The 25,966-nt window shown below is 48.9% G+C and carries 20 protein-coding genes and 1 pseudogene; 10 read left to right on the forward strand and 11 right to left on the reverse strand.

Features of this window, described 5'->3' with window-relative positions; translation table 11 throughout:
* Nucleotides 1-131: 131 nt before the first annotated feature.
* From A8709_RS04180 to A8709_RS04190, 3 genes are all read right to left on the reverse strand, one after another.
* Nucleotides 132-917, reverse strand: coding sequence for a hypothetical protein (locus tag A8709_RS04180; RefSeq protein ID WP_065850936.1), 786 nt, complete (start codon nt 915-917; stop codon nt 132-134).
* Between the two features lie 348 nt (nt 918-1,265).
* Complete coding sequence (locus A8709_RS04185) at nt 1,266-1,820, reverse strand: hypothetical protein (RefSeq protein ID WP_065850937.1); 555 nt, start codon at nt 1,818-1,820, stop codon at nt 1,266-1,268.
* 140 nt (nt 1,821-1,960) lie between these two features.
* The gene (locus A8709_RS04190) at nt 1,961-2,434 is read right to left on the reverse strand and encodes a MarR family winged helix-turn-helix transcriptional regulator (protein WP_065850938.1); all 474 of its coding nucleotides are present in this window, start codon (nt 2,432-2,434) and stop codon (nt 1,961-1,963) included.
* Nucleotides 2,435-2,554: 120 nt separating this feature from the next.
* Between A8709_RS04190 and A8709_RS04195 the strand changes: the two genes are divergently transcribed.
* Nucleotides 2,555-3,139, forward strand: coding sequence for a DUF3238 domain-containing protein (locus A8709_RS04195; protein ID WP_065850939.1), 585 nt, complete (start codon nt 2,555-2,557; stop codon nt 3,137-3,139).
* 24 nt (nt 3,140-3,163) lie between these two features.
* Here A8709_RS04195 and A8709_RS04200 read toward each other — a convergent pair whose 3' ends face one another.
* From A8709_RS04200 to A8709_RS04210, 3 genes are all read right to left on the reverse strand, one after another.
* Nucleotides 3,164-4,462: an MFS transporter gene (locus A8709_RS04200; protein ID WP_084224660.1), complete on the reverse strand. Its 1,299-nt coding sequence runs from the start codon at nt 4,460-4,462 to the stop codon at nt 3,164-3,166.
* 158 nt (nt 4,463-4,620) lie between these two features.
* Nucleotides 4,621-5,463 (reverse strand): sulfurtransferase, encoded by an 843-nt coding sequence (locus tag A8709_RS04205; protein ID WP_065850940.1) that lies wholly within the window; start codon nt 5,461-5,463, stop codon nt 4,621-4,623.
* A gap of 34 nt (nt 5,464-5,497) precedes the next feature.
* On the reverse strand, nt 5,498-5,971 hold the full coding sequence (locus A8709_RS04210) for a GNAT family N-acetyltransferase (RefSeq protein WP_065850941.1): 474 nt from the start codon (nt 5,969-5,971) through the stop codon (nt 5,498-5,500).
* 383 nt (nt 5,972-6,354) lie between these two features.
* Here A8709_RS04210 and A8709_RS33495 point away from each other — a divergent pair.
* A pseudogene (locus A8709_RS33495) lies at nt 6,355-6,866 on the forward strand (GNAT family N-acetyltransferase).
* Nucleotides 6,867-6,949: 83 nt separating this feature from the next.
* On the opposite strand, the gene A8709_RS04220 reads toward A8709_RS33495, so the two are convergent.
* From A8709_RS04220 to A8709_RS04230, 3 genes are all read right to left on the reverse strand, one after another.
* Complete coding sequence (locus tag A8709_RS04220; RefSeq protein WP_065851239.1) at nt 6,950-7,258, reverse strand: 4a-hydroxytetrahydrobiopterin dehydratase; 309 nt, start codon at nt 7,256-7,258, stop codon at nt 6,950-6,952.
* Nucleotides 7,259-7,362: 104 nt separating this feature from the next.
* Nucleotides 7,363-9,174, reverse strand: coding sequence for a DNA helicase RecQ (gene recQ, locus A8709_RS04225; RefSeq protein WP_065850943.1), 1,812 nt, complete (start codon nt 9,172-9,174; stop codon nt 7,363-7,365).
* 39 nt (nt 9,175-9,213) lie between these two features.
* On the reverse strand, nt 9,214-9,507 hold the full coding sequence (locus tag A8709_RS04230; protein ID WP_065850944.1) for a hypothetical protein: 294 nt from the start codon (nt 9,505-9,507) through the stop codon (nt 9,214-9,216).
* Nucleotides 9,508-9,699: 192 nt separating this feature from the next.
* Here A8709_RS04230 and A8709_RS04235 point away from each other — a divergent pair, with 192 nt between their 5' ends.
* A complete protein-coding gene (locus tag A8709_RS04235; RefSeq protein WP_065851240.1) occupies nt 9,700-11,298 on the forward strand; it encodes an SWIM zinc finger family protein in 1,599 nt (532 codons plus the stop codon).
* Entirely contained in the window at nt 11,286-14,159 is a 2,874-nt protein-coding gene (locus tag A8709_RS04240; protein ID WP_208607636.1) for a DEAD/DEAH box helicase, read from the forward strand. Before A8709_RS04235 ends, A8709_RS04240 begins: the two co-directional genes overlap by 13 nt.
* A 948-nt stretch (nt 14,160-15,107) precedes the next feature.
* Here A8709_RS04240 and A8709_RS04245 read toward each other — a convergent pair.
* Nucleotides 15,108-16,289, reverse strand: coding sequence for an EAL domain-containing protein (locus A8709_RS04245; protein WP_167356997.1), 1,182 nt, complete (start codon nt 16,287-16,289; stop codon nt 15,108-15,110).
* A gap of 211 nt (nt 16,290-16,500) precedes the next feature.
* On the opposite strand from A8709_RS04245, the gene A8709_RS04250 reads away from it, so the two are divergent.
* The 3 genes from A8709_RS04250 (at nt 16,501) to pyrH (ending at nt 21,759) form a co-directional block, all read left to right on the forward strand.
* Nucleotides 16,501-19,386: an ATP-binding protein gene (locus A8709_RS04250; RefSeq protein ID WP_065850947.1), complete on the forward strand. Its 2,886-nt coding sequence runs from the start codon at nt 16,501-16,503 to the stop codon at nt 19,384-19,386.
* 199 nt (nt 19,387-19,585) lie between these two features.
* Nucleotides 19,586-20,911, forward strand: a complete 1,326-nt coding sequence (locus A8709_RS04255; RefSeq protein WP_065850948.1) for an MFS transporter — start codon at nt 19,586-19,588, stop codon at nt 20,909-20,911.
* A 107-nt stretch (nt 20,912-21,018) separates the two neighbouring features.
* Nucleotides 21,019-21,759, forward strand: coding sequence for a UMP kinase (gene pyrH, locus A8709_RS04260; RefSeq protein ID WP_208607637.1), 741 nt, complete (start codon nt 21,019-21,021; stop codon nt 21,757-21,759).
* 530 nt (nt 21,760-22,289) lie between these two features.
* Here pyrH and A8709_RS04270 read toward each other — a convergent pair.
* Nucleotides 22,290-23,171, reverse strand: a complete 882-nt coding sequence (locus tag A8709_RS04270; RefSeq protein ID WP_065850950.1) for a GNAT family N-acetyltransferase — start codon at nt 23,169-23,171, stop codon at nt 22,290-22,292.
* Nucleotides 23,172-23,378: 207 nt separating this feature from the next.
* Here A8709_RS04270 and sigY point away from each other — a divergent pair, with 207 nt between their 5' ends.
* The 3 genes from sigY (at nt 23,379) to A8709_RS04285 (ending at nt 25,961) form a co-directional block, all read left to right on the forward strand.
* On the forward strand, nt 23,379-23,903 hold the full coding sequence (gene sigY, locus A8709_RS04275) for an RNA polymerase sigma factor SigY (RefSeq protein WP_244163096.1): 525 nt from the start codon (nt 23,379-23,381) through the stop codon (nt 23,901-23,903).
* The gene (locus tag A8709_RS04280) at nt 23,904-24,344 is read left to right on the forward strand and encodes a DUF5345 family protein (protein ID WP_065850952.1); all 441 of its coding nucleotides are present in this window, start codon (nt 23,904-23,906) and stop codon (nt 24,342-24,344) included. It begins immediately after the preceding gene.
* Nucleotides 24,345-24,755: 411 nt separating this feature from the next.
* A complete protein-coding gene (locus tag A8709_RS04285; protein ID WP_065850953.1) occupies nt 24,756-25,961 on the forward strand; it encodes an MFS transporter in 1,206 nt (401 codons plus the stop codon).
* The last annotated feature ends 5 nt before the right edge of the window (nt 25,962-25,966 follow it).

The following is a 25,966-nucleotide window of genomic DNA, read 5'->3' on the forward strand; positions in this document are numbered from 1 at the left end:
GTTATATAGTACACCAATACATTAGATCACGTCAATAGACAAAAATTAAGCTTGCCGCTTACCGGCAAGAAGGGAATTAAACTCAAAAAGCGCTCTCTCACCATCCGGTGGGAGAACGCTTTTTGAGTTTATCAATAATCAAAAGTTATATTCCGTCTACGTCGACGCAGGAAGGTTCTGATACGTCTGTACATATAAAATCCAAGCAGAGACATCTCAAGTCCCCAAATCATATAGGTCGATGTATTACTAACTTCAATTTGCAAATAGTTAAAATCCGCAAACTGCTTTCTCACGAATTGGTCCGCGACCATCTGCGCCACATGATTCACAATCGGCACGAAATCCTGGCCAGCCCCCTGCTCCATCAGGTAATCCTGAACCTCAAGCTTGAGTATATCCACTTCACTCCAAGAGAAAGCGTGTACCCAGTTCATAGAGCCGTCCGATGCTGGGCTAAAGCTGACAATGAAATCATTCTTGTTGCCGTTCTTCCATTTATCCTGAAGAGCGTAGCCATATTCTTGCGGCAGATCCGTCCCCATATTCACAAAAATCAGATTAACCTGCTTCCACGACATCGTCTTTCCCGGATGATCTGGATCAGGCACTGTCTGGTTCAGTTCGGTATTCCTGGCGGCCAACGCGTCCAAGGCTTTCGACTTGTTCGGCACATCGCCTACAATTCGATCGACATGGAGCACCTCCGAGACGTAGCTTGGATAGGACGGCAGATCTGGAAAATCTTTCAGATCAATGTCACTATGTCTAAAAAGGCTGTACGAACTTCTCACCTTATTCACATACCGATGTACGGAGGCTGAAGGCGTCCCCAGCGGATAATACCGGGCCAACTCTGCAGTCGTATTAGGGGACCGATCCGTAAACGATGTCCTTCCGTTTATGGACTCGTCCACCTCAAACCATCCTTTGTCCGACGTTTCAATCTTGTTTGTCGCATCGTGGTGCTCATAGTGCCCGGGCCTTTTGGTGCAGCTCTTGCGACCATTGCTGTCTGTGGAACAATCTTCGCTGCCCGGGATCCACTCATCCCACTCTTCTTTGTGCTCTACGTTAGTAACAGCCCCGGACCATACCTCCGTATCGAACGTTCGCAGATAAAAATCACTGGCTATTACACTTGCGAATAGGATGGCGGCCAGCAGCTAAGTCAAGACAAACCGCCACCATTTGCGGCCCGTCACAAGTTCCGTGGCAAAACCAACAAGCAGAACGAGAAATAACGCTGTCCAATACGCCATTTGCTACCTCAGCTTCACTTCGTTATCTTTGCCTGTTTGATACGCATCGCTCGTTCGGTCCGAAGTAATAATAAATTTCTCCGCGTCCATCGTTTCGAAATGGAAAATCGCGTTCATCAGGACATGCTTCCGAATATGGGTGTTATACTCACGGACTAGATCGGCAATTTTCTTTTGATTGCGGTCAAACTCCGTTCGCGCCGAAGAGACTTCATTTTGCAGCTTCGTATACAAAGAACTACTCATTTGCGGGTTCTGCTCTTGTATCATTTGAAAAAGAGCTTGTGTATTCGTATAACGGCCTCCAATGAGGTCGGTATATACTTTTTTGATATCATCAGCCTGCATGTCGGTAACTTGCGCCATTTCTTTGAAACGTTTCCACATGTTATCGTAGTTGGACTTATTCGCGACGTGCTGCGACTTAATTTGCTCATCCAATGAAATCGCCGTCCCCCGTTGCCCCCATACTACTGCTGCTGTGATGATGGCAATTAACACCAGTATGCCAATAAAACCAAGACAACCCACCACGAGAATCCCACTCTTGTTCCTCATCCATAAACCCCTCTGCTTCTTATTCCATCTGATTCTCTTATTCTAGCATATTGGGGTGACAGATTAGGTCAAGATTTTACAAAATTTGTGGGTCGCGGGGGTGATTTTGGAATGGAAGTCCCTTCTATACGCTCTATGGATTACCAAACAGGTCTTACTGTCGTTGGTAATTTACCTTCATTTGCTTCAATAACTAATTTTGTTAAATCTTCCTTGAGCATTTGCAGTCGTTCGGCACCTATATTTTTAATCCAACGTTCCTCAATTTCATGTAGTATCTTCTCTTTTGCTCTCACTGCCAGCCAACCTCGTTCGGTCAAAATAATCATTTTCCCTCTTTTATCAGTGGGATGATTATCTCGCATTACATAGCCACTTTTTTCAAGATAATCTACCATTTTACTCACAGCTTGCTTTGTAATTCCTAAAAACTCGGCTAGTTCTATACCTGTTGCTCCGTTGAGGGTGATGCATTTTAACATATAACCGTGTACGGGTCTAATATCTCCAAATCCCAATTCACTCAATCTTTCATGTAGTTCATTAATAGATGAACTAAAGGATAATGACAAAAGTGATGTAAGATTCAATTCACTTACTACTTCATGAGTCATACATAAACCCCCTCAAATAAAGTCAATTAAGTTGACTATATTTCGAACACATTGTACTATACAAGAAATAGTCAATCAAGTTGACTATAATAGAATAAATCACTTATGGAGGGGATTCTCATGGCTAACATCGTCAAAATTAGAGCAAGTGTTTTCATCCCAATGTCTTGGACTGAGCCTAGGAAGGATATTAAAACTGGACATATCATTCAATTCGAAGGTGATTCACGTGAGTTTACACCAAATGCGGTAAACACAATGCTTTCCAGAATTGAACAAGAAGTCGTTGTAGATTTTGATAAAAAAGAAATTTTTACATATGCGAATACAGGAATAACAACGGAAAGAATCACACTTCCAGATGGTTCTGTTATTAAAAGATCAGGAAAAGCTAGTACAGATGATATTTTGTGCCTGGATGTTGGTTGGGGGACGGATGACGTCAAATTTCAAATGAGTGCTAGTGCCAGCAACCCATTAAACGAATACGCGCCTCCCGCTGATTATCTATTAACGTTACATGTCACAAAAGATGGTACTGTCGATATCCAAGGTGCGCATGATGGATTCCCTTGTTATGAATTTTATAAACAAGTAAATCTAGGTCCGTTTGAAGAAATTCATACACATGATTTCAGAGAAACTGGCGATACCGCTGAAGCTCTAGGCGGAGAGATGGAGTATAGTTTCAAAAAGATAGTATAAAATCTTAAGCACCGAGTTCGTATTTCACGTGCGTGTCTCCTCCGACAAGGACTTCATCCGCCGAAGCGATGGGAACATATACATCCATAACCCGGCAACCGCCAAAGTGCCAATGCCGCCAATTAACGCCGCAGGCGCTGCGCCGACAAAGCCGGCTACAATGCCTGATTCAAACTCACCAAGCTGGTTTGACGTCCCGATAAACAGCGAGTTCACAGCGTTCACGCGGCCCCTCATCTCATCCGGTGTTTGCAGCTGGACCAACGAAGACCTAATGACAACACTGATCACATCCGAAGCACCGATGAGGAAAAGTGCAAATAACGACAAGTACACATTGGTCGAGATGGCAAAAAGCATCGTTGCAAGCCCAAACACACCCAGTGCTCCAAACAGCTTAAGGCCGACAGATTTTCGCAACGGATAGTAGGCTAGTACAATCGACATCAGCAAGGCCCCAACCGCTGGTGCGGTACGCAGCAAACCTAGTCCCACCGGGCCAGCATGTAAAATATCCTGTGCAAAAATTGGCAGCAATGCCGTCGCTCCGCCAAGCAGCACTGCGAACAGGTCCAGCGAAATCGTACCTAGAATAATTGGATGACGGTATATAAAGGACAATCCCATAAAGACCGAACGCATCGTAATCGGTTCGAATTTTCGTTCGACAGGCTCTGTGCGAATCAAAAACGTCAAAATCGCCCCAGCAAACAAAGCAATTGCCGCAGTGCTGTAAAGAGAAGTTGCTCCTAGCGAAAAAAGTACCCCGCCCAGCGCCGGACCTAAAATTTGCGTCGTTTGCCCGACGGACGTACTCCAGGCGATCGCCTGCTGCATAATCGTTTTGGGTACCAGCATCGGGAGCAAGGCCGACGAAGTAGGGCCTTCAAAGGCTCGACATGCACCGAGCACCGCGGCTGCCACCAAAATCTCCTCACGGCCCAGCCAACCGTGAAGGTTGCCAAATAACAATAAAGCTGCGACAAGTGCTTCAATAACTTGGCAAATATACACAATTTTTCTCCGGTCAAAACGATCGGCGACCTGCCCCACTACGAACGTCAGCAACACCATCGGTAAGAACTGCGCAAGTCCCACAAACCCGAGACTGAACGCATCGTGGGTCAAGTCATACATCTGCCACCCAATCGCAACGGACAACATCTGGAAAGAAGTCGATGAGAACATCCGGGAAACCCAGAACTTGTTAAATGATGGATGACGAAGAACAGAATCTTTTGCTTTAAACAACACGGTCACGCCCTTTTCTGAAAATGAAGTTAGATCACGCGGTCGGGCTGTCCCTTCCCAAGTAGATAACATTCATTATACGACGACCTCTTTGAGAATTGAAACGTTTTACACTGGAGGAATGGAACGTCCTTTCTGAGTCGCTTGCTTACCGATATTCATTATATTTTGAACATAAAAATACATCGCCAGGACATGGAGCCCTAGCGATGTATTTATTATAAGTACTGTTATTCCTTCTCCTCACCCGTCGCAATCGGGTTATCTTCCCACGAAATCCAGTCGCTCCAGCTTCCGCTATAGAGCTTCACGTTATCGAAGCCCGCTTCGCTGAGGCCCAGCACATTCGGGCACGCCGTCACGCCCGAGCCGCAATAGACGATGATTTCATCAGCGTCGCGCAGCGCGGCAAAGTGTTGCTCTTGCTCCGCAGCTGGCAACCAAGCGCCGTTCTCGCCGAGAACGCCTTTCCAGAAGAAGTTGCGCGCACCCGGGATATGGCCGGCCACCGCATCAATCGGCTCTTCCAAGCCGAGGTAGCGGCGCTCCTCGCGCGAGTCCACAAGCACGGTGCCTGGGCGACCGAGCTTGTCCTTCACTTCGTCCATGCTAGCGAGCATGGACCGGTTCACCTTCGGTGAGAAGGTGCGCGGGAATACCGCTGGCTCTTCGTCCGTTACAGGGTATCCGGCGGATTTCCACGCGGTGTACCCTTGATCCAATACATATACCTCGGAGTGGCCGAGGAATTTCAGCATCCACCATAGGCGCGAAGCCATGGCCCCTCCTTGATCGTCGTAAGCTACGACGGTCTTCGTCCCGTCGATACCGAGCTTGCCGACGAGGATGGAGAATCCGCCGAGATCCGGCAGCGGATGTCGACCGCCATGCGCCATCAGGGCGCCGGACAAATCTTTTTCCAAATCGACATACACCGCTCCCGCGATGTGATCCTGTTCATACTGCTCGCGGCCGGAATCCGGCTTCCCAAGCGCAAAACGACAATCAGCGATAACGATATTCGCATCCCCCAGCTGCCCTAGCAGCCAAGTTTGACTTACGATATTTTCCACGGTTCCTGCCACCTTCCCCTACTTACAGTTAATCTCAATCTCCCATCCCACTTGTGGGATTAGCGGAGTACGATTGCCAATTACTTCGGTCTCCACCCATTTTATCGTAAAAAGCTTGCGCGCGTAAGTTATCTGGAGCCGTTGTCCAGGTTAAATTTGCATAACCGTGTCTAGCCGAATACCCTTTGCAAGCAGCGAATAGCTTTGCCGCCGCGCCCTGCCCACGTTCAGCTTCAACAACGAATAAATCATTCATGACCGCAATCTTGGAAGCACGCAGCGTGCTGAATGTGAAGTATAACGTCGCAAAGCCCACTAATGTCCCATCCTCGGTCTCAGCTACGAATTGAATGCCAATCTTCTGTTCGAGCAGTTCATGAATCAAAGCGTTCAGCTTATCATCCTCAGGTTGTCGGTACTGATAGAAATCCACAATATAAGCGATCATTAAAGTTCTGAGCTGGGGGATATCGGACATTGCGGCTTCACGAATGGTTACTTGTGTCATCACGGGTGCCCTCCTTATTCTTCAAATGGTATGGTATACATAATGTGATGGTAGGCTAATCAACTAGCACAAATTAAAATCATAAGAAATGAGTATACACATCATCTCAACAGCGGCCCGATCGGAATTACAATAAGCATACTCGAAGGTCTTTTCCACACTACAATCGAGGTAAATCCTCAAATAGGACCCCGACACATGCTTATTTGACTTATATCTTTACTTTCAGCATGGATATGCCGACAATAAGACAAGTTCGTTTACTTATACAACCATTTATAGATGCATAGATAAAATAGGACATTTTAGTTGTCTTATCCATCGTCTTATCGTCTTACACAATTCACATAACAAATACTGCCTATAGAAAGGTTGCCCCATATATGCCTCAACCTATTACCGAACCTTTACCATGGCTTGTGGTTCCTCTAACCGAAGAGGCTTGTCAGGAAATCTGCACATGGCGCTATCCGGCTCCCTACGATATTTACAACTGGTCGCCCTGGACCCTTATGCTTGAAAATGAATCTGAATTTGCAGATCCGCAAATCAGAAAGAGCAGTACCGCGGAGTCATCGATACCAACGGCACGCTCACTGGGTTCGTTCAGTTCTTCCCGATCGTCGGTGTCACCCGACTGGGCCTCGGGCTTCGCCCTGATCTCTGCGGTGGCATCGGCACACGCTTCGTTCAGCTCCTCGTAGTCGAAGCACAGCGCCGCACCCCCGAGCAGGAGATCGATCTCGAGGTGCTCGTTTGGAACGAGCGCGCCATCCGCGCCTACCAGCGTGCGGGCTTCACGATTACGGATACCTACGAGAAATGGACGCCCACCGGGATGGCTGACTTCCACTGTATGGTATACACAGGTCTACCAAACTCTCAGAGGACTTAGTCCTCTGCTAAAATCACATACACAGGAGGAATGGCGTGGAAATTTCGAGTCAACGTGCTACACCACGAACCCACGTCTCCACACTACTCCCGGTTCGCCGTAATCTCCGCATACGCCTGATCGAACTTTGCAGCGGTCGTAAAATCAAGCTCCGTCAAGCCTCCGGCAGACCACGTGGTCAGGCGCAGTGTCACCATTTGATAATCGATCGCAATCATAGGATGGTGGTTCACTGCTTCTGATAATAGAGCTATCTTATTCACGAATGAGATTCCCTGCAGGAAAGCCTTAAATCGATACTTGCGTATGATCCACTTGCTCTCTTCCGCCTCCAGGCTCCATGTCCCCAGCTCGGCAAGCCTTCCAGCAACCTCAGCACGCTCTAGCTTCACCCTCACCAACACCTTCACTCCCCTACTCGACATTAGTCCACAACGCCATCTAGGAGGCGCATGCCACTCAGGCTAGTTCAGCAATCTAAAGCTATCCATGGCACTTACTCGTAATCGTAAACCACTGCGCCTACATCACTTTCTCCCGCGTAGGTACGCAAAAGCTCAAGGAACGGCTTCCCGTAGTTGCGGTATTTCACCTCTCCGACCCCTTTGATGCGCAGCATGGCGGCTTCCGTCGTCGGACAGCTCTCACTCATCTCACGCAGCGTACTGTCGGCGAAAATAATATACGGCGGCACCTTCTCGCGCGCAGCCATTTCACGACGCAGCAAACGAAGCTGCTCGAATAACGTATTGTCCATCGCGGCGGCAGCGCGAACAGGTTGTTTGCGCACCTTTTGATTCACGGACAGCTTGCCCTGAAGCACCTCAGCGGCAGGCTGCATCAACTGTACAACTGGGTATTGACCCTCGGACAGCCGCAAAAAACCTTCCGAAATCAATACATTGATTAATTCGGCGATCTCTTTCTCCGGCAGATTGCTCATAATCCCGTGCGTCGGCAGACGATCGAAACGATACTCCATGATCTTCTTCGCCTTCGAGCCCTTGAGGACCGATGCGACCATCGAAATCCCGAAACGCTCGTTCATGCGGCGAATGCAGGAGAAAATCTTCTGCGCCTCGACAGTAATGTCGACGGTGTCGCGATCATCCTTGCAGGAACTGCAGTTCCCGCAGGTATCTTTAATATTTTGCTCATCAAAATAATGTAAAATAGCGTTCCGCAAACAGCGCGGCGAATAGCAATAATCGATCATCGTTTGGAGCTTCTTGTACTCGTTCGCTTTGCGCTCCGGCGAAAGCTGGTTCTGCTCGATCAAGAACTTCTGTGTCATGATATCCTGCGCGCTGAACAGCAAAATACACTCGCTCGGCTCGCCATCGCGTCCTGCACGGCCTGCCTCCTGGTAGTAAGCTTCCATGTTTTTCGGCATGTTATAGTGAATGACGTACCGCACGTTGGACTTATCGATCCCCATCCCGAATGCGTTCGTCGCGATCATCACGCGAATATCATCATAGAGAAACGCCTCCTGCATGTAGGAGCGCTCATCATCCGAAAGCCCAGCATGATACTTACCGGCGGCATAGCCTTTTTTGCGCAGCGTTTCATACAAATCCTCAACATCCTTACGCGTCGCAGCGTAAATAATGCCGGGCTGATGGGTATGTTCCTTCACATAATTCTGTATGTAATCGCGTTTATTTTCGCCACGAAGAATCGTTAGCTCCAAATTGTCGCGCGAGAAGCCGTTGATGAAAATCCCTGCGGTATCCAGCTCCAACAAGCGGGCGATGTCCGCTGTCACTTCAGCCGTAGCCGTTGCTGTGAACGCCGCCACAATTGGACGATTCGGCAGCTGACGAATGAAAGGCGCAATCGAGACATAGCTCGGTCGGAAATCATGTCCCCACTGCGAGACACAGTGCGCCTCATCGATCGCAACCAGCGGCAGATTCAAAGCAGCCATGCGTGCGCGGAAACGCTCCGATTCCAGACGCTCCGGCGCGATATAGAGCAGCTTATATTTGCCCTGCATCGCCCCTTGCATGCGCTGTTCCACTTCCCTAGCTTCCAGCGTGCTATTGATGAACGTCGCAGGTACACCGAGTGCACCCAATGCATCGACCTGATCCTTCATTAAAGAAATTAGAGGGGATATGACTAATGTCACACCCTCCATCAGCATCGCTGGCACTTGGTAACAGATCGATTTCCCGCCGCCTGTCGGCATAATGCCGAGCGTATCTTTACCTTCGAGAAGATTCGTTATGATATTTTTCTGGCCCTCGCGGAATTCCGGGTACCCATAAACTTGTTGCAGAACTTTCCTTGCTCCATCCAGCATCGCTTCTTTACACCTTTCTATATCTCACTTCTGGCTGTTTTAGACCAGATAGATGACAGAAACCAACTTCTCACCATCGTGCACCTTGAGCACGTGATTGCTCGCATCATGCCGTACAGAACCCGCTCCAACATTCATAACCGGGCTGCTGCCTAATCCATAGAAAATATCGTCAGCCAGCGTGCGCAGGCATTGTTCCTGATCCTCGGTATCGAGCTCCTGCCAGTCCTCTGCACTCATCTCCAGCAGCTCATAAAATCCATTAACCAACTCGATCCCACGTACAAAATCGGTGACAATATCCTTATATTCCCGACCAAATTTAATACCCATTGCACAGTCTCCCTCCGAAAAGCTTTTCATCTAGCTTCACTTTATCATATTCTAGGTGAGAATGCAGGGTTAACCCCTTTTGAACGGATTAAAAATATCCTCTTTGGCATAAACTGTGGAAATGGGCAATTTCGGAAAAAATCTGTTACTATGGAAGAAGGAATGTACGGCTCGGAGGGTAGGAAAGCACATATGCTGAAACTTCAGATTCCCAAAAATCGAATGAACTACCTGATCAAACAAATCCCGCTTCACTTCGACGCTATCCGTCTGGAGCAAGGCTGGGAGTACTATCATAAAGGCCGTGTGACCGAGGTTGATCTGAAAGGCTCGAGCGTCCATGCGACCGTCACAAGCAAAAAGACGCACCATGTAGAAGTCGATTTAGAAAATTTTGCAGCGAGTACCTGTACGTGTTCCTTTGATGGCTTCTGTCAGCATATTGGGGCTACGTTTTTTAACCTATACGCTACTTATGGCCGACCTGAACTTGTCCTACAGCAGTTAAAACAACAAATACACACACGCAAAAAACCAGCTCGGGGCGCTGCGGCTTCCATTATGCAAGAGCGCAAAGCGGCTGCACAGGCCAATGTACCTCTGGAAGAGAGCATGCCTAGCGATTGGCATCGTTTTTTCGAAGGGAAATTCCATGGTTTCTCGATTTCTCACCAGCACTCCATCGAAACCTTCTATGAGTCCGCCCTAGAGTCGTTGCCCCCTTATGCAGCGAGCTGGCGAGATGCGACTCGTGAGCTTTATATGTTCCATATTGTGCTTTTCATGATGCGGAAGATCGAACAATTTTACCAAGAAACGAAAAGCTCCTACCTGTCTTATTACCATGAAAATGGGTGCAAAATCGCCGCCAAAAACTGTGAGGATAAGCTTGTCGAATTCGTCGAACGCATGGACGTGAATCGTTCCTTCCTAGCGGAGCCGAAGATTTGGCTGTCTACGATGAAAATGGTCGGAGAATCCGCCCTGCAAGGCAAGGACAGTCCCGTAGATTGGCTGTTCGTGTATCGATTCATTTGGTGGAAACTCACGGAGCAGACAGCAGCGCAGAAAGAAGAAATGACACGCCTCGATACCCAGCTTGCGAAGAAAGAAATGCTTCCAAAGAAGAGGGATGTTTTGCTTGCGGCTAGGGCGCATTTTGATATTATGCAGGGGAACACGGATCAGGCTTTCGAACGTCTGGGACAGCTGACGCACCCGCATGCCAAGGATTTCTTCCTTTACTTGAACAAATTTGCGAACGACGGGCAGTGGGATCAGATGCTGATCTGGCTGCGGTGGTTATTCCCCGCGATTGCGAATGCCAATCATGATGATTTCCGTACCTTCTGCCAATATTGGTTAGACACCACCAAGCATTTGGCGAACGATAGTGAGTGGGTACAGGTGATGGAGTCCTTACTTCCGCGTTCCTACTACTATTACACAGCCTATTTGCTGCAAACAAAGCGGTACCGGCAATGGGTAGATTTGCAGCTTGCGAATCGTATTTCCCCCTTGAATCTGTATGGGATGGAGCTCAAAGCGATTGAGGAGCATGATTCCGCGCTGCTTCTTCCGCTCTATCATCAAGCAGCTGAACGGGCTGTACTTGAGAAAAATAGGGCTTCCTATAAGACGGCTGTCCGTCTTCTCAAAAAGCTGCACAGCATTTATAAACAGATTGGCCAGGATGACCGCTGGGAGCACTATATTTATCGCTTAGCGGATAAGTTCTCGCGTTTGCGTGCTTTCCAAGAAGAGCTCAAGAAAGGAAAATGGATTCGATGATCGAAACCAGCGCGCTGACCGTTCACGTTAGTTCATTACCTAACGGGTCATTATTTCTATGGGGTTCCCGCGAAAACGGCGGTATTTGGGATGCTCTTGATTTAAAACATATGCTCTTCGCCTGGCATCGCGCCTCCTTCTTCGGCACCTTCATGGAACCGAGCGAGTGGCAAAATCGGGAGGGCATCGAGCTGCAGCCCTTGGAGGCGCTCGACTATTTCAGCGAGCCGCAGCCGGTGCAGCATCTTCGGCTCAACTGGCACGCTTCCTGCGCAGATCTGATGCGATTAGCTCCGGCTGTGCGCGAGTCGCTTGCGACAGGTCGGTTCATGCCGGACTATGAGAAATGGAAGGCCGGCGAAATCGGCTGGAAGCTGCAGCTGCCAGAAGAGCTGCAGCTCTTAGAAACACCAGCGGTTTCACGCTGGATTCATGCCTTGATCCCCGAGTGGGTCGATGCCGATGGGATCATGAAAGACAATTTACGCAAGCTCGAAGCTGCGTATCCGTTAATGCGCCGCGCGGATGCCAGCGCGGAAGTCTGGCTGGACGAGGAGGACTGGCTCGTCAGCATTGGTTGGCGCCAGGACCGGTCGCCGATGCGGACGTGCCTGCAGCTCGCCGAGCCAGACCTCGCGCATGGCGCGGGCTGGCAGCTGCGCGTGATGCTGCAGGACCGGCTGGCGCCGGAGGTGCTGCGCACCGTCACGACGGGCGGCGAGCCGGTCGCGGGGGAACAGCCACTGCCGGAGGCGTGGCTGCCTGAGATAGGCCGCGTCGAGCGCGACGCGGCGAAGTGGCTGCGCATCCTGCCATGGCTGGATGCGGGCGAGGGCGTCCTCCGTCAGACGTTGACGGAGGAGGAGGCTTGGCGCTTCCTCGCAGAGGGAAGCGTGCGGTTGGTTGAGGCAGGAACGAGTGTGTTCCTGCCCGCGTGGTGGGAGCGCATCCGCAAGATGCGGCCGAAGCTGCGCGCGCGCATTAAGTCTTCCGTCGGTTCGGGACGGGAGACGATGTTCGGGCTAACCCAGCTGATGCAGTTCGACTGGAAGCTGGCTATCGGTGATCTGGAGCTGACGGAGGAAGAATTCCGTCTGCTGTTAGAGGAGAAGCGCAAGCTGATCCAGATTCGCGGCAACTGGATCCAGCTTGACCCGCAATTCATGGCGCAGGTCGAGCAGATCATGAAGCAGGTGCATAAGAAGCAGGGGCTATCTTTCCGCGATGTGTTGGAGCTGCATTTTGCCGGTGATGCGGGCGGCCTACTGCCGGCTGAGGATGATCCCGAAGCAATGCGTTACCTCGACATGGAGGTCGAGCTCAACGAACAACTGCGCCACATGATCGATCAATTGACGCAGACATCAGCCATTCCGACCATCGAGCCGCCGCCTAGCTTTCATGGCTCACTGCGCCATTATCAAGTGGACGGCATCTCTTGGCTGTTGTTCTTACGGCGTTTTGGCCTTGGCGGCTGCTTAGCGGATGACATGGGCCTTGGGAAAACCATCCAATGGATTACCTATTTGCTTACGGTAAAAGAAACCGATCAGCCGGATACCCCGTCACTGCTAATCTGTCCGACCTCCGTGCTAGGTAACTGGCAAATGGAGCTGAAACGATTTGCGCCTTCCCTGCGCGTACATCTTCATTATGGACCGCAGCGGTTAAAGGGTAGTGCTTTTCAAGAAAAAATCGTTGGCAAGTATGATCTTGTTTTGACGTCTTATACGCTTTCCCATCTAGATGAGAGTGAGCTCGGCGCTATTGCTTGGAACTCCATCTGTTTGGATGAAGCTCAAAATATCAAAAATGCTTATACGAAACAAGCTACGGCGATTCGCCGTTTGAATGGGTATCATCGCATTGCACTAACAGGAACGCCGATTGAGAATCGACTGACGGAGCTCTGGTCAATCTTCGACTTCGCGAATCCCGGCTATCTCGGCACGGTGCGCGAGTTCACGCATCGCTATGTGAATGCCATCGAGAAAACACGCGATGAGGCAACCATCGGCAAGGTTCAAAAGCTGATCCGCCCCTTCCTGCTGCGTCGGGAGAAGAAGGATCCTGCCATTCAGCTGGATCTGCCTGAAAAGAACGAGTCCAAAACGTTCATCTCACTCACAGCGGAGCAAGGTTCGTTGTACGAGAACTACATCCAGGATATGTTCGATCGGCTGGATAAGCTCTCTGCCATGGAGCGGCGAGGCCTTATCCTGGCAGCGCTAACGAAGCTTAAGCAGGTGTGTAATCACCCGGCTTTGCTGCTCAAAGAAGGGCTCGGCGCCCCGTGGAGCGGCCGCTCCAACAAACTGGAGCGCCTGCTTGAGATGGTGCAGGAGCTGCGGCAAGAGGGCGACAAATGTTTGATTTTCACGCAGTTTGTCGAGACCGGCAACCTGCTGCAGCATGTGCTGCAACAGGAGCTTGGCGAGAAAGTCTTGTTCCTCCACGGCGGAACATCCAAGAATGGGCGCGATGAAATGATCGCGCACTTCCAAGATCTGAGCCAGCCTGCGGAAGAGCAGCGGAATGTGTTCATCCTTTCGCTGAAAGCCGGCGGCATCGGGCTCAACCTGACGGCGGCGAATCATGTGTTCCACTACGATCGTTGGTGGAACCCCGCCGTCGAGAATCAAGCGACAGACCGTGCCTTCCGGATCGGCCAGACACGTCATGTGCAGGTGCACAAGTTCGTGACGCTGGGCACGTTGGAGGAGCGCATCGACGAGATGATCGAGCGCAAGCTGGGCCTCAGCCAGCAGATCGTCGGCTCCGGCGAGAACTGGATCACGGAGCTGTCGACAGACGAGCTGAAGGATCTGTTCTCACTCCGCCGCGAGTGGGTGGAGGCGTAGAGGGTCGTGGGGTATTTGTATGGGGTAAGGGGTATGGGGTGTCAGGTGTCAGTTCTTGTGGATCTGTGGGTTGCCACTTCCCTACTCTTCACCTTCTATTTACGCAACACAAAAGAGGTTATCCCAAGCTTCACCTGGGGTAACCTCTTTTGTGTTCCCATCACATCCGATTTTCTATACGTTTCCGTTTCTATGTATACATCTCTCAATTTCTAATTCTGCTCATTTGTCTGTCGTCTGTCTATCTCTATCTCTATTTCTATCTCTATTTCTATCTCTATTTCTATCTCTATTCTGCATCTCTATGTATCTTTATGTATCTTTATGTATGTCTATGTATCTCTATGTCTATCTCTATGTCTATGTATCTCTATGTATCTCTTCCCATACCTCATTCTCTCTATCTCCTACGATCTCCACCTATCTCATCTACCTTACACTCTTTATCTCTATCAATCTCTACGCGCCTCCGTCCAATCCCTACCTACTTTAAGGCTCCTCTTTCGATCCCTTTGCCGCTATGCACTTCCAACTCAAGCTTAACTCCCCTTACCTCCTGTCACCTGCCCAACCACTCCACCTCGTCCACCACCAACAAGCTAATCCGTTAACTGTATAACCTCCAGTTAATTTTACGTTCTTTAGTCTTTTTATCCAATTAAATGGAAAAACTACATCTAATTCTCTCGATTCCTTCACCTCGGGTCCAAAAGGTCCGAAATACCTGCATCTTTTCCACTTAAACGTTTCATTTTGAGTTAAACGTCGGAATTAACTGTACCTTTTCCATCTAACGTCGCTGATATTGGCCCAACTGGTTGCTTGAATCTTATACTTGGATCTTCTTCTTGAATCTTTGTTCTTGGATCTTGTTCTTAGATCTTGCTCTTGAATCTTGTTCTTGAATCCTCTTCCTGGCTCAGCACTTACCATGGCTCTTCCCAACCCTCAAATTTCCAAATCCAAAAACAGATAATACCCCTCTCCCAACGCGCACGAATACGTCTGAATCTGACGTGAGGTGTCCAAGTCGGCATAGGCTTGGGAAAGAATCCCTTGCTTTTGCAGATTCATCATCAGAATGTTGGAGATGAAATAAGGGCGCCACGTCCAATTCGCTTGACGGTAGCTCTCGTCCTTGCTCCATCCCTCTTCTCTACGCGTGTAGTTAGAGGAAGTCTGATAGCCATCTTCTCGGCATATGTACATCCGTATGCAATTATCGGAGACGGTGCTGATGGTTTGCTCGATAACGGTGTCCGCCTCATCAGCCGTCGAAATCCCCACGTTCGTGTGGATGAGTGTAGACAAACTTTGATGTACACTCAGCAGTCGGCTGTAACGACTAAATTCCTCTTGGCCGAACAGCTTCATTTCCTTTTCCAGCATGGATTTGTAGGCATCTGGCCGCTGAAGTTCCGGCTCCGCTTTCGAGAAGAGGAAACCCTGCACATATCTAGCGCCAACCTGTAAAGCCGTATGCAGTTCCTGCTTGGTTTCGACACCTTCGACAAGTAAAGATGCCCCCATTTGTGCAGCTAAAATGGAGAACGATTGCATCAAGGCCTTATAGCCGTCATGGATGATGCTTTTTTTCAAAATGTTCAGATCAATCTTCAAAATCTTCGGCTGCAGGCTGGCTATGCGGTCGAAATTGCTAAATCCGCTTCCCACATCATCAATCGCAATCGTGCAGCCAAATTCACGGTATAATTCGACAATCCAAGTGAGCTCTTGGAGCTTACCTGTGAATTCTTCCTCCGTAATTTCAATCACAATACGAGAGGGGTTAATATGATATTTTTTCAATAGCTCGATCGTTGGCAGTACGCCTGTCCGCTTGTAAGTTCGATAGATCCAAGAGGGCTTCAGGTTGATGAATAACGAGCCTTCACCAGGTGCTGCAGCTATCTGTTCTATGGCCTGTTCCCTCAAATGCCGATCGATCATTAACTGCATGTCTTCAGAAATATCAGGATCATTAAAAAATGGCCCTAAGCTTTCCACACCGCTCTCACGTATCCATCTGCCTAGCGTCTCATATCCGATTATTTCTTGACTCTGCAAGGAAATAATAGGCTGAAAAAATGGACGTACCTCATGACGTGGCGGTATCCTGATGTTTTTCACCTGCACTGTGCGCCTCCTTCATCTACCCTTATTTCATGTCTACTTTCATCACATCACTTGCCTATTGACTCATATTTTAAACGACATCACCACTTTCCGCAATCATTGATGGAAGAAAACATGACATTATCGGTTTTTAAAGGAATTTGTTGAGGCTTGTCGAATTTGATGTAGAACTTTCAATCTATTAGAAGCTAGGTGAACGCTTGCTATGAAAACATTCACGAGGTCCCGGATCTCTATGCTTTATGTTATTTTAATCGTTGTTTTGCTGGCTTTCGTCAGTGTATCTAACTATATGGCCTCTCGAAATATGGAAAAAGAGAACAACGCCATCGTGAATGATGCGATACCTATTTTGACGACAGCCAACAGCATCCTGACTAGTTTGATTAATCAAGAAACAGGGATCCGTGGCTATGAATTAACATTGAACGAGCAGTTCCTTGAACCTTACACCATGGGTAAAGCGCAATTAGCTGCCGATTTAAACACGATGGCCACCTTTGACAAAAAGTACCCTACGCTGCAGATCATCATGGATACACAGGCCACACCGGCCATAACGAATTTACAGAAGCACTATGATTCCCAATTAGATTTAATCCGTGCTGGGAAGCTTGAAGACGCCAAGGCTCGTGTGACCACCGGCAAAACGATGATGGATCGTTACCGTGTCATTCATACGAGTATCGCAAATAATATCGAACAGATTACTTCCAATGCTTACTCTGCTTCTCATGAAGCAGGCAAAACTTCCCGCACGATTACCATGATCGGCAGCATTATTGCACTGATCGCAGGCGCGATGTCGATTTTCATCTCTCTACGGTCCTTCGAGGCGGAGAAAGAGCTTCGGAAAAGCGAGGAAACCTATCGCTATATGGCGGAGAGCTTGGAAGCACAGAACGAGGAAATTATCGCGCAGCAAGAAGAGCAGCAAATTACGCTTGCTAAACTATCCGAACGGGAACGGGATTTGGAACTCATCTCCTCTTACCAAGAAAAGCTAACTGGCTATGTGAAGTTAACCGATTTCTTGAAACATACTTTACCTGCCTTGCTGAACTCACTCGCACAAGATGCGGCTTTAGTTGTTCTTGAGCGTCCTTCTGCGGATGGTTCCACCTATGATGTCATTCATTCAATCGGTTATCCGAAAAATCATATTCACACTTCACGCAACGAGCTCTTCGGGCCAGCTAAGCGCGTTTTTGATGAGGGTGTTAACATTGTTCATTCACGCGACGTTTCCGGAGATGAACTTGGTGTGCATGGCGGCATGACTCTCGCTGTCGATCAGTACATTCCTCTCACCGATGATAAACAAGCCGTTCTCGGGTTTCTATTATTAACGAGCTACCAAAGCTCACAGTATCAAGATGATAATCAACGTCTAACCAAAGGAATAGTCCGCCAGTTTGGACTTGCCTTCTACGCCCAGGTCGTAAATGATGAGAAATTGCAGCAGGCTGACAGCTTGGCTGAGTTGAATGATCAATTGACCATAGAGAAACAACTTCTGGAAGGACAGCGCGATCTGATTCAAAATATTTTGGAATCTGCCCACGAAGGCATGATGATGTGCGACTCGCAAGGAACGATCCTCTTCTCCAATCAACGGATGAATCAATATTTCGGACTCAATGATCGTATTGGTGAAAATCTTGTTGCTTGCAGTTATGAAATTGGCGCTGAAACGCCTAGCTTCCATGGGGTAGCCGCTTCCATTGAAGCGCTGATTGACCGCTCGCTTTCTCATTTGACGCAGCGTTTTAGCTTCCAACGGGAGGAGGAACACCTCCAGCATGCGGAGCTGTATGCCACCATCGTAAGTGAAGGTACAGAGCAGCAAGGCTACTTATTCGTGTTCCGTGACCGTACGGAAGAAGAACGTATTGATGAAATGAAGAATGAATTCATTTCGATCGTTTCACATGAGCTGCGGACACCGCTGGCGAGCGTGCTTGGGTTTATCGAGATCTTGCTGCATCGCGAACTTCCGCAAGAGAAGCAGAAGCGCTACATGGAAACCATTTATAACGAAGCGCTGCGCCTATCGAACTTAATTAATGATTTCTTGGATTTGCAGCGCATGGAATCGGGCCGTCAGTCGTACCATTTCTCACCGATAAATCTGCAAGCTATCGTTACTGAGATCGCCGAGCAATGGCAGGATAAGCAGCACCATCGCATTGTCCTGCATCAACAGGAGCCTGAACTTTGGGTGCGGGCTGATGTCGCTCGAATTCGTCAAGTCTTTGACAACTTGATTTCCAATGCGATTAAGTACTCGCCTTCGGCAGATCACATCGACATTCACCTGACTGCTCATGATGGTAAAGTAACGATTGCGATTCAAGATTTCGGACTCGGAATTCCGCAGGATGCGAATGAGCATATGTTCTCGAAATTTTTCCGCGTCGATAACTCCGACCGCCGTCAAATCGGGGGCACTGGCCTAGGACTGGCCATTGTGAAAGAGATCGTCGAGGGGCACAACGGGCATATTTCATATACGTCCGAGATGGGTCATGGCACGACGTTCCGTATTGAGTTAGACCAATATGAAATTTCAGATTTGGATGGAAAAATTATTATTTTTGAAGATGATGATAATCTAGCCAAATTAATTCAGGTAGCCTTAAACAAGTTAAGTCTCCCTTCCATTCAGTTACGTTCAGCCGAAGAGGGCATGATTGCGCTGAACCGTTGTGTAGGAGAAGGCCCGATTCTCTTCATTGTCGATATTCACCTTGAAGGCGAGAAAACCGGCTGGGACTTCATTTCTGACCTGTATAAGCACCCTGTCCATGCACAGACACCGGTGATTGTTTCTACAGCACTCGATCCACCGCATGACTATCATGAGAAGGAGATCGAGAAATATCTCAAAAAGCCGTTCACGATGGAGCGACTCGTGCAGGTGGCGAAACGATTGCTCGACAATAAGAGCAGCTTAGCGTATGTCTTCCCAGCTCAAAACAAAGAAGCACTCTCCACCACTTTACAGCGCAACGGCATCAATGTTCGGAAAATGCAAGAGAATCAGGACATGATTGAGGTCGATATTATTCAGCCGCAGTCAGAAGAGTGATCTTACGAAGCACCTGTTGTCTGATTAGGTTCATGACGAACCCCTTCCTTTCCCAAGGAGGGGGTTATTTTCATAAAGGTCACTTAGCGCTTCACGAAAACTTAAACTTTCCTATGCGGAAAACAAAAGGGATTTCTCTTCTGAATCGCCAATATAGTAATACCATAGTAGGTAAATGAAGAGAAAGGGTGTGCCCTTCATGGCGAAGCTTGAATCCGTTTCCAATCCCTTGCACAAGCGCAACGTATGGGCGTTATTTTTCTCCTTGCCCATTTTGGCATGGGCGATGTACGATTTTGCAAATACGATTTTCTCTTCCAATATCGTGACCGTTTTCTACCCTTTTTACCTCAAAGAAACGCTAGGCAAAAGCGAAGAATTGAACCAAATTGCAAGCACCTTCATCACTTACTCCAATGCACTGTCCAGTTTCTTTCTTGTGCTCTTGTCGCCTCTATTCGGCGTTTGGATTGACCGCACGGGCAAGAAAAAAGCTTACCTCATCCCCTTCACACTTGTGGCCATCATCGCCACGCTGCTCATGGGGGCATCCGCACAATGGAAAACAGATCAAGAATGGCTAGGTCTCAACACATCAATTCTCGGTGTGATTCTCTTTTTCATGATTGCCAAATTTTTCTATAATTCCAGCTTAGTTTTCTACGACTCGATGATTTCTGATTTGGGTACAGAACGGGAGATTCCCCTGATCTCCGGCTTTGGGGTAGCCGTTGGGTATGTCGGCACACTAGTTGGACTCATCGTCTTCCCGTTGGTTCACGATAATCACTTCGAAAGCACGTTCATTCCCAGCGCGGCCATGTTCCTCATTTTTTCCTTGCCCATTATGCTGTTTTATAAAGAGAAACCGCAGAAGCCCGTCGCTAGCAGCAAGTCATTGCTTAGCGGCTACCGCGAGATCTGGGCCACATTCAAGGAAGCGCGTAAGTATCAAGCGGCCTTCACGTTCATGATTGCCTATTTCTTCTTTAATGACGCGATTGCCACAGCCATTGCGGTAATGGCCATCTATGCCAATACGGTGATGGGCTTCTCTACGGGGCAGTTCATTCTGCTCTATCTCGTATCGACGGTGTCGAGCATCATCGGCTCCTTCCTCTTCGGCTATATTACGCGCAGCGTAGGCCCCAAACGAGCGGTGACCATCGTCGCCATCATTCTGATCGTTGCGATTTCGTTGGCCTCGCTGGCAACGAGCAAGAGCATCTTCTGGGTTGCCGGCAGCCTTTACGGCGTGTCCATGGGCGCTATGTGGGTGACGTCCCGTACCCTCATCGTGCAGCTAACGCCGGAAGAGAAGCGCGGCCAATTTTTCGGCCTATTCGCCTTCTCCGGCAAGGTGTCCTCCATCGTTGGACCTGCCTTATATGGCTCGATCACGTGGGCGATGGCCTCCACTGGCAACCTCGCCAGCCGAGTCGCACTGGGCTCCCTTTTAATCTTAGTCATCATAGGACTTATTGTTCACATGCGTGTTCCACAGAAATTGCAAAATCCTTCGTAATTCGTGTACAATTATCTCTAATCACAACTGGAAGACACAGGAAAACACTAGAGCAAATAAGGCTTTAGTGTTTTTTGTAGCATCCGTCAGAGAGAGGGGATATGGTTATGGCTTTGAGGTACAAACGCGTCCTCATTAAACTTAGTGGCGGGGCTGTCGCTGGAGACAATTCCTTCGGATTCGATCCCACACAGCTCGATCATATTGCCAATGAAATTATGACCGTCGTGAATTTGGGTGTTGAGGTGTGTCTGGTTATCGGCGGGGGCAATATTTTCCGCGGGAATATGGGGGAAAGCTGGGGCATCGAAAAGGCCGAAGCCGACAACATCGGCACGCTCGCCACCGTCATCAACAGCCTGATGCTGCGCGGTGTGCTGAAGGCGAAAACCAAAGCCGAAGTGCGCGTCATGACGGCGATTCCGATTGCCTCGGTGGCGGAGCCTTTCATTCGTTTACGGGCGATTCATCACCTGGAAAAAGGGTACATCGTCATTTTCGCCGGCGGCAATGGACAGCCTTTCGTCACGACGGATTACCCATCCGTTCAACGCGCCATTGAAGTGAACTGCGATGCCATTCTGGTTGCCAAGCAGGGCGTGGACGGTGTGTTCGATAAGGATCCGAAGCATCACCAAGAGGCGCTCCAGTACAAATCTCTCCATTACAACGATGTGATACAGCACAATTTGAAGGTGATGGATCAATCCGCTTTTATCTTAGCGAGGGATTATCATATTCCCATTCATGTGTTCAATTTCGACAAGCCAGGCTCGATGAAAGACATCTGTGCCGGGCTCAATACGGGTACGATTATTAGCGGGTCTTCTGAACTCATTTATCATTAAATACACAAAATAAGCAGCTACGCCGTCCTACTAGGACGAGTGAGTTTATGGAGAAATACAGCTAGCTGACTCTCTGCACCAACTACACACTATGGCTCTCTCAGTGCCGCTGCATGTTTAACTGTAAAAACTGCAGTTAATTTCCCATTTTCCTCACATCTGATAAACTAACTGGATTTCCTGTAGTTATAATTTGAACAAGTTTCTCCCAAATGGCCGATAATGGGCATTTTAACTGTAGATTTTCCATTTAATCGTCTGTTTCGAGCTAATTCTGTGAAAATAGATGGAGGATTTCCAGTTAACTTGGGAACTTCGTGTGAAAACAAAGACCAGGCAGTTGGTCTCGGGCAGAAGACCAGGAAGTTGGTCTCGGGCAGAAGACCAGGCAGTTGGCCTCGAGCAGAAGGCCAGGCAACTGGTCTCGAAGAGAGGCGGGGGGCGTGACAAGGTGGAACCGCCGGATAACGTCATCCCCCGAAACAAAAAGGATAGACCGCAGAGGAAATCTGCTGATCTATCCTTTGTTGTTAGCTGAGCAGTAACACGTAGTAATCGTTCGCATTCTTCGTTGCAAAGCCGCAGGACTCATAGAGGCCAAGTGCCTTCTCATTTTCAACCGACACTTCCAGCTTGATATGCTCCGCTTGTTCCTGTTCCTTCAGTGCTGTAATCGTTTGGCTCAAAATCTGCCGACCATAGCCTTTACCGCGCACGCTTGGCACTACGCAAAAACCATAAATAAAGCCGCTGACACCCCGCTCCACCATCGCGCCGATTTTGCCAATGGGCTCTCGGTTTTCGCCTATTTCTGCGATCCAAGTCCGTTCCTTGTCACCTATAATCGTCTGATTCACGTATTCACGCGTGTCGTCTTCCGTCATGTCGAAGCCTGACATATTCAGCTCTACCAGTAGCTCAGTGTCCGTGCTGTCCGCTAAGCGAATACGTAATTCGGTTTGCGTGGAAACGGGTGGAATGACTTGCTCTTGCAGGACCATCACATATTCCGAAAACGAGTAACTTGCGCCCAGCCCCATCAGAAAAGCCTTGCCACTCTCCGACGCGTGCTCATTAATAAAAATGATCTTCGGGACTTCTCTCTCTCGGCACGTTTCTATGGCCCTCTGAACCAGACGCCCGAAAACCCCTCGGCGCCGCGCCTCCGGGTGTACCATCCCGCTGATTTCCACTTCGGTGGAGAGGAAGCTATAGATCGCAAGAAAGCCGATGATCTTGTCTTTTTCATAATAGACGAAGTCATTCGTTATGCCTGCAGGGCGGCTAGATAACGTGCTCCAATTTAGTTTAATTTCGATCGCTTCATGCTCGTTACAGACTTCCCACAACGCTCGAACTTCCTCCAACTCTTGCGGAGTTAAGCCCGCTTTTGCATATATCCCTTGTTTCATATGTTGTCCTCCATTATTCTTCTCATTCGTGACTCTCATCAATGATTATCAATCAAAAAAACGACTTACTTGCAGTCATTATACATGTCTAGCTGCTGATGTGGTAAGCTAAAAAATCATTCTACATATTTTTTCGTAAACGCGTGAACGATTTGCCCCCGTCCTTCGTACTATCTATGAAATCAGACAGAGAGGATGTTCAATCACTTGGAAGAGCACGAACTGATTCGGCAAGCCATGGTAGGCGACACGACTGCTCTGTCTCAGCTGCTGCAGCAGCATTACGCGTTCGTCTATAAGTATTTGCTCAAAATCACGCTAAATCCGTCCCAAGCGGAGGATCTCACCCAAGATACGATGGCACGATGCATCGAAAAAATAAAGCTCTACAACGGGACCTCGAAATTCTCGTCTTGGTTAATCACGATCGCCACACGCTTAATGATTGATCAGGGGAGACGGCGTCTTTGGGAGCGCAAATGGCAGAAGAATGAACAGCAGGTTACCTTGCGTCAGCTGCAATGGCAAACCGCACATCATACGAATGAAGCTTGGCCCGATGTGCTGGATGCACTTGCTGCAATGCCGCGGGAAAGTCGCATTCCACTCATTCTCAAGCATTACTACGGGTACACCTACGAAGAAATTGGCGGTATGCTCGCCATCGCGGAAGGCACCGTGAAATCGCGTGTGCATAACGCATTGAAACAACTACGGAAGGAGCTCAAGTAGATGGACGACGAATCCTTTAAGCGGCAGGAGCCGCAAAATAAAACTGACGCCAATCAAGCGGTCAATGAGAAGCGCAGCGCGGCGACAAGCGACGAGCAAGCGCTCAACGAGACGCAGAGCGAGGAGCAAGCAGATGAGCAGACGGCCCGCGAGCTGCGCGAGGGGCTGGATCTGCTTGATGCGGCCATCCACGTACCGACGCCAAGCGCAGCTTGGTTCGATCAGCACATCGCCGTGACGCAGAGCAGGCGGCGATCCCGATTGCTGCGCGATTTGCTGATCCTGTGGATCGGCGCGATGCTGGTGTTTTATATTTTTTATGTAACGGTAACTGTTCAACCCGTTGCTTTCCTGTCCATCCAGGCCGTAGCCACCCTAGTGCCGCTCGCTTGGTTAATCTTTCGAAGGCTGGTGACATCTCATGACAACAACGGACTCTAAATTCGATCAACTACCACTCTGGGCATGGATCGGCATCGCTTTGATTTTACTGGTACAGGGTACCTGGCTATACATGGACTCGCGTAAACATGGCTCCCGTTACCCCTTGATGTGGGGCATTTGGGGCATCCTGTCTGCCCCCCTGCCCTCTATTGTTTATCTGTTTGTCGTAAGAAAAATTCACCGAAAATGATCCCGTCCCGATCGAATCTCATCATTTTCTACACGTGTAACGGTTGCCTTTGTGGCAGCCGTTTTTTTATTTTGCCTGCCACATCTATCTGTAAATATCTAGAAATCCACAAAACCATATTGACTTCACCACATGTCTGGGCTATGATTTGGTTGTCATTTTACTAACTTAGTAAATTAGTAATTTAGTAAATAATAAATCAAAAAGGAATGAGACTCATGTTTGCCAATCGCTACGTTCGAACCATCATCCTGTCCCGCGTGCTGCTACAGCTCGGTATTTGGATTCGTAATTTCGCCATCCTCCTCTACATTTCGGACATCACTAACAACAATTCAAATTATGTATCCTTGATTTCCGTGGTGGAGACGGCACCTATTTTTATCTTTGCACTCATTGGCGGCACGCTGGCTGATCGTTGGCGGCCCAAACGGACCATGGTGTGGAGTGACCTTATCTCCGGCGGGACGGTGTTCCTTGTACTGCTTACCCTTCTGTCCGGTTCATGGTACGCGCTATTGGTGGGGACGTTCGTTTCCGCTAGTCTGTCGCAATTTTCACAGCCTTCTGCGATGAAACTGTATAAGAAAAACGTACCCGCGGAGCACCTCCAAGGGGTTATGGCGATGTCCCAATCCTTAATTGCTATTTTCATGGTCTTGGGGCCGATTATGGGCACCTTTATCTTTTTACACTATGGCGTTAAGGTATCACTTGCCCTTACAGGCATCCTGTTTCTGGGATCATCGCTCGTCCTTTCTTTCCTCCCGAAAGATGACGCAGCAGAAGCAGCCTCAGCCAGCACGAACTTTATGAACGACTTAATGGCGGGTCTGCGCTATGTGCAAAATAATTTCGCACTCCGAAAGCTGAGCCTTACCTTCGGAATAACGGGATTAGCTGCTGGCTTGACCCAGCCCCTTGCCCTCTTTATTGCCATTGAGAAACTCGGATTGAGCAAACAATCCCTGCAATGGTTTCTAATGGCCAATGGAGCCTCCATGCTGATCGGTGGGGCCCTGATCATGGGGATTGCCAAAAAGGTCAAACCGCAATTTCTGCTAGCAACTGGCTTGCTGGTTAGTGCGATTTGCACCGTGGGTGTAGGAGCCTCTACGTTTGTTCCGGTGACGCTGCTCTTGCAGATCGTGAGCGGATTGTTCTATCCCTGTATTCAGGTGGGGATTCAGACCCTCCTTGTACGCAACACAGAAGGCCCGTTCATGGGGCGAGTTGGCGGCGCGATAACGCCGATTTTTATGGGGATGATGTTGGTGGGTATGGCCTTGTCGGGGTATTTGAAAGATGCAACTTCGCTGCTTGCGGTCTATGTTTTGAGTGGTTTGCTGCTGTTGGTGGGGATCGTCTTCCTAAGCCCGCTTCTGCGGAAAGAGCAACAGAAAGGGACGCCGCAAGTTATGTAGTGATA

It is taken from the genome of Paenibacillus pectinilyticus, assembly GCF_001700435.1.
Taxonomy (GTDB): domain Bacteria; phylum Bacillota; class Bacilli; order Paenibacillales; family NBRC-103111; genus Paenibacillus_E; species Paenibacillus_E pectinilyticus.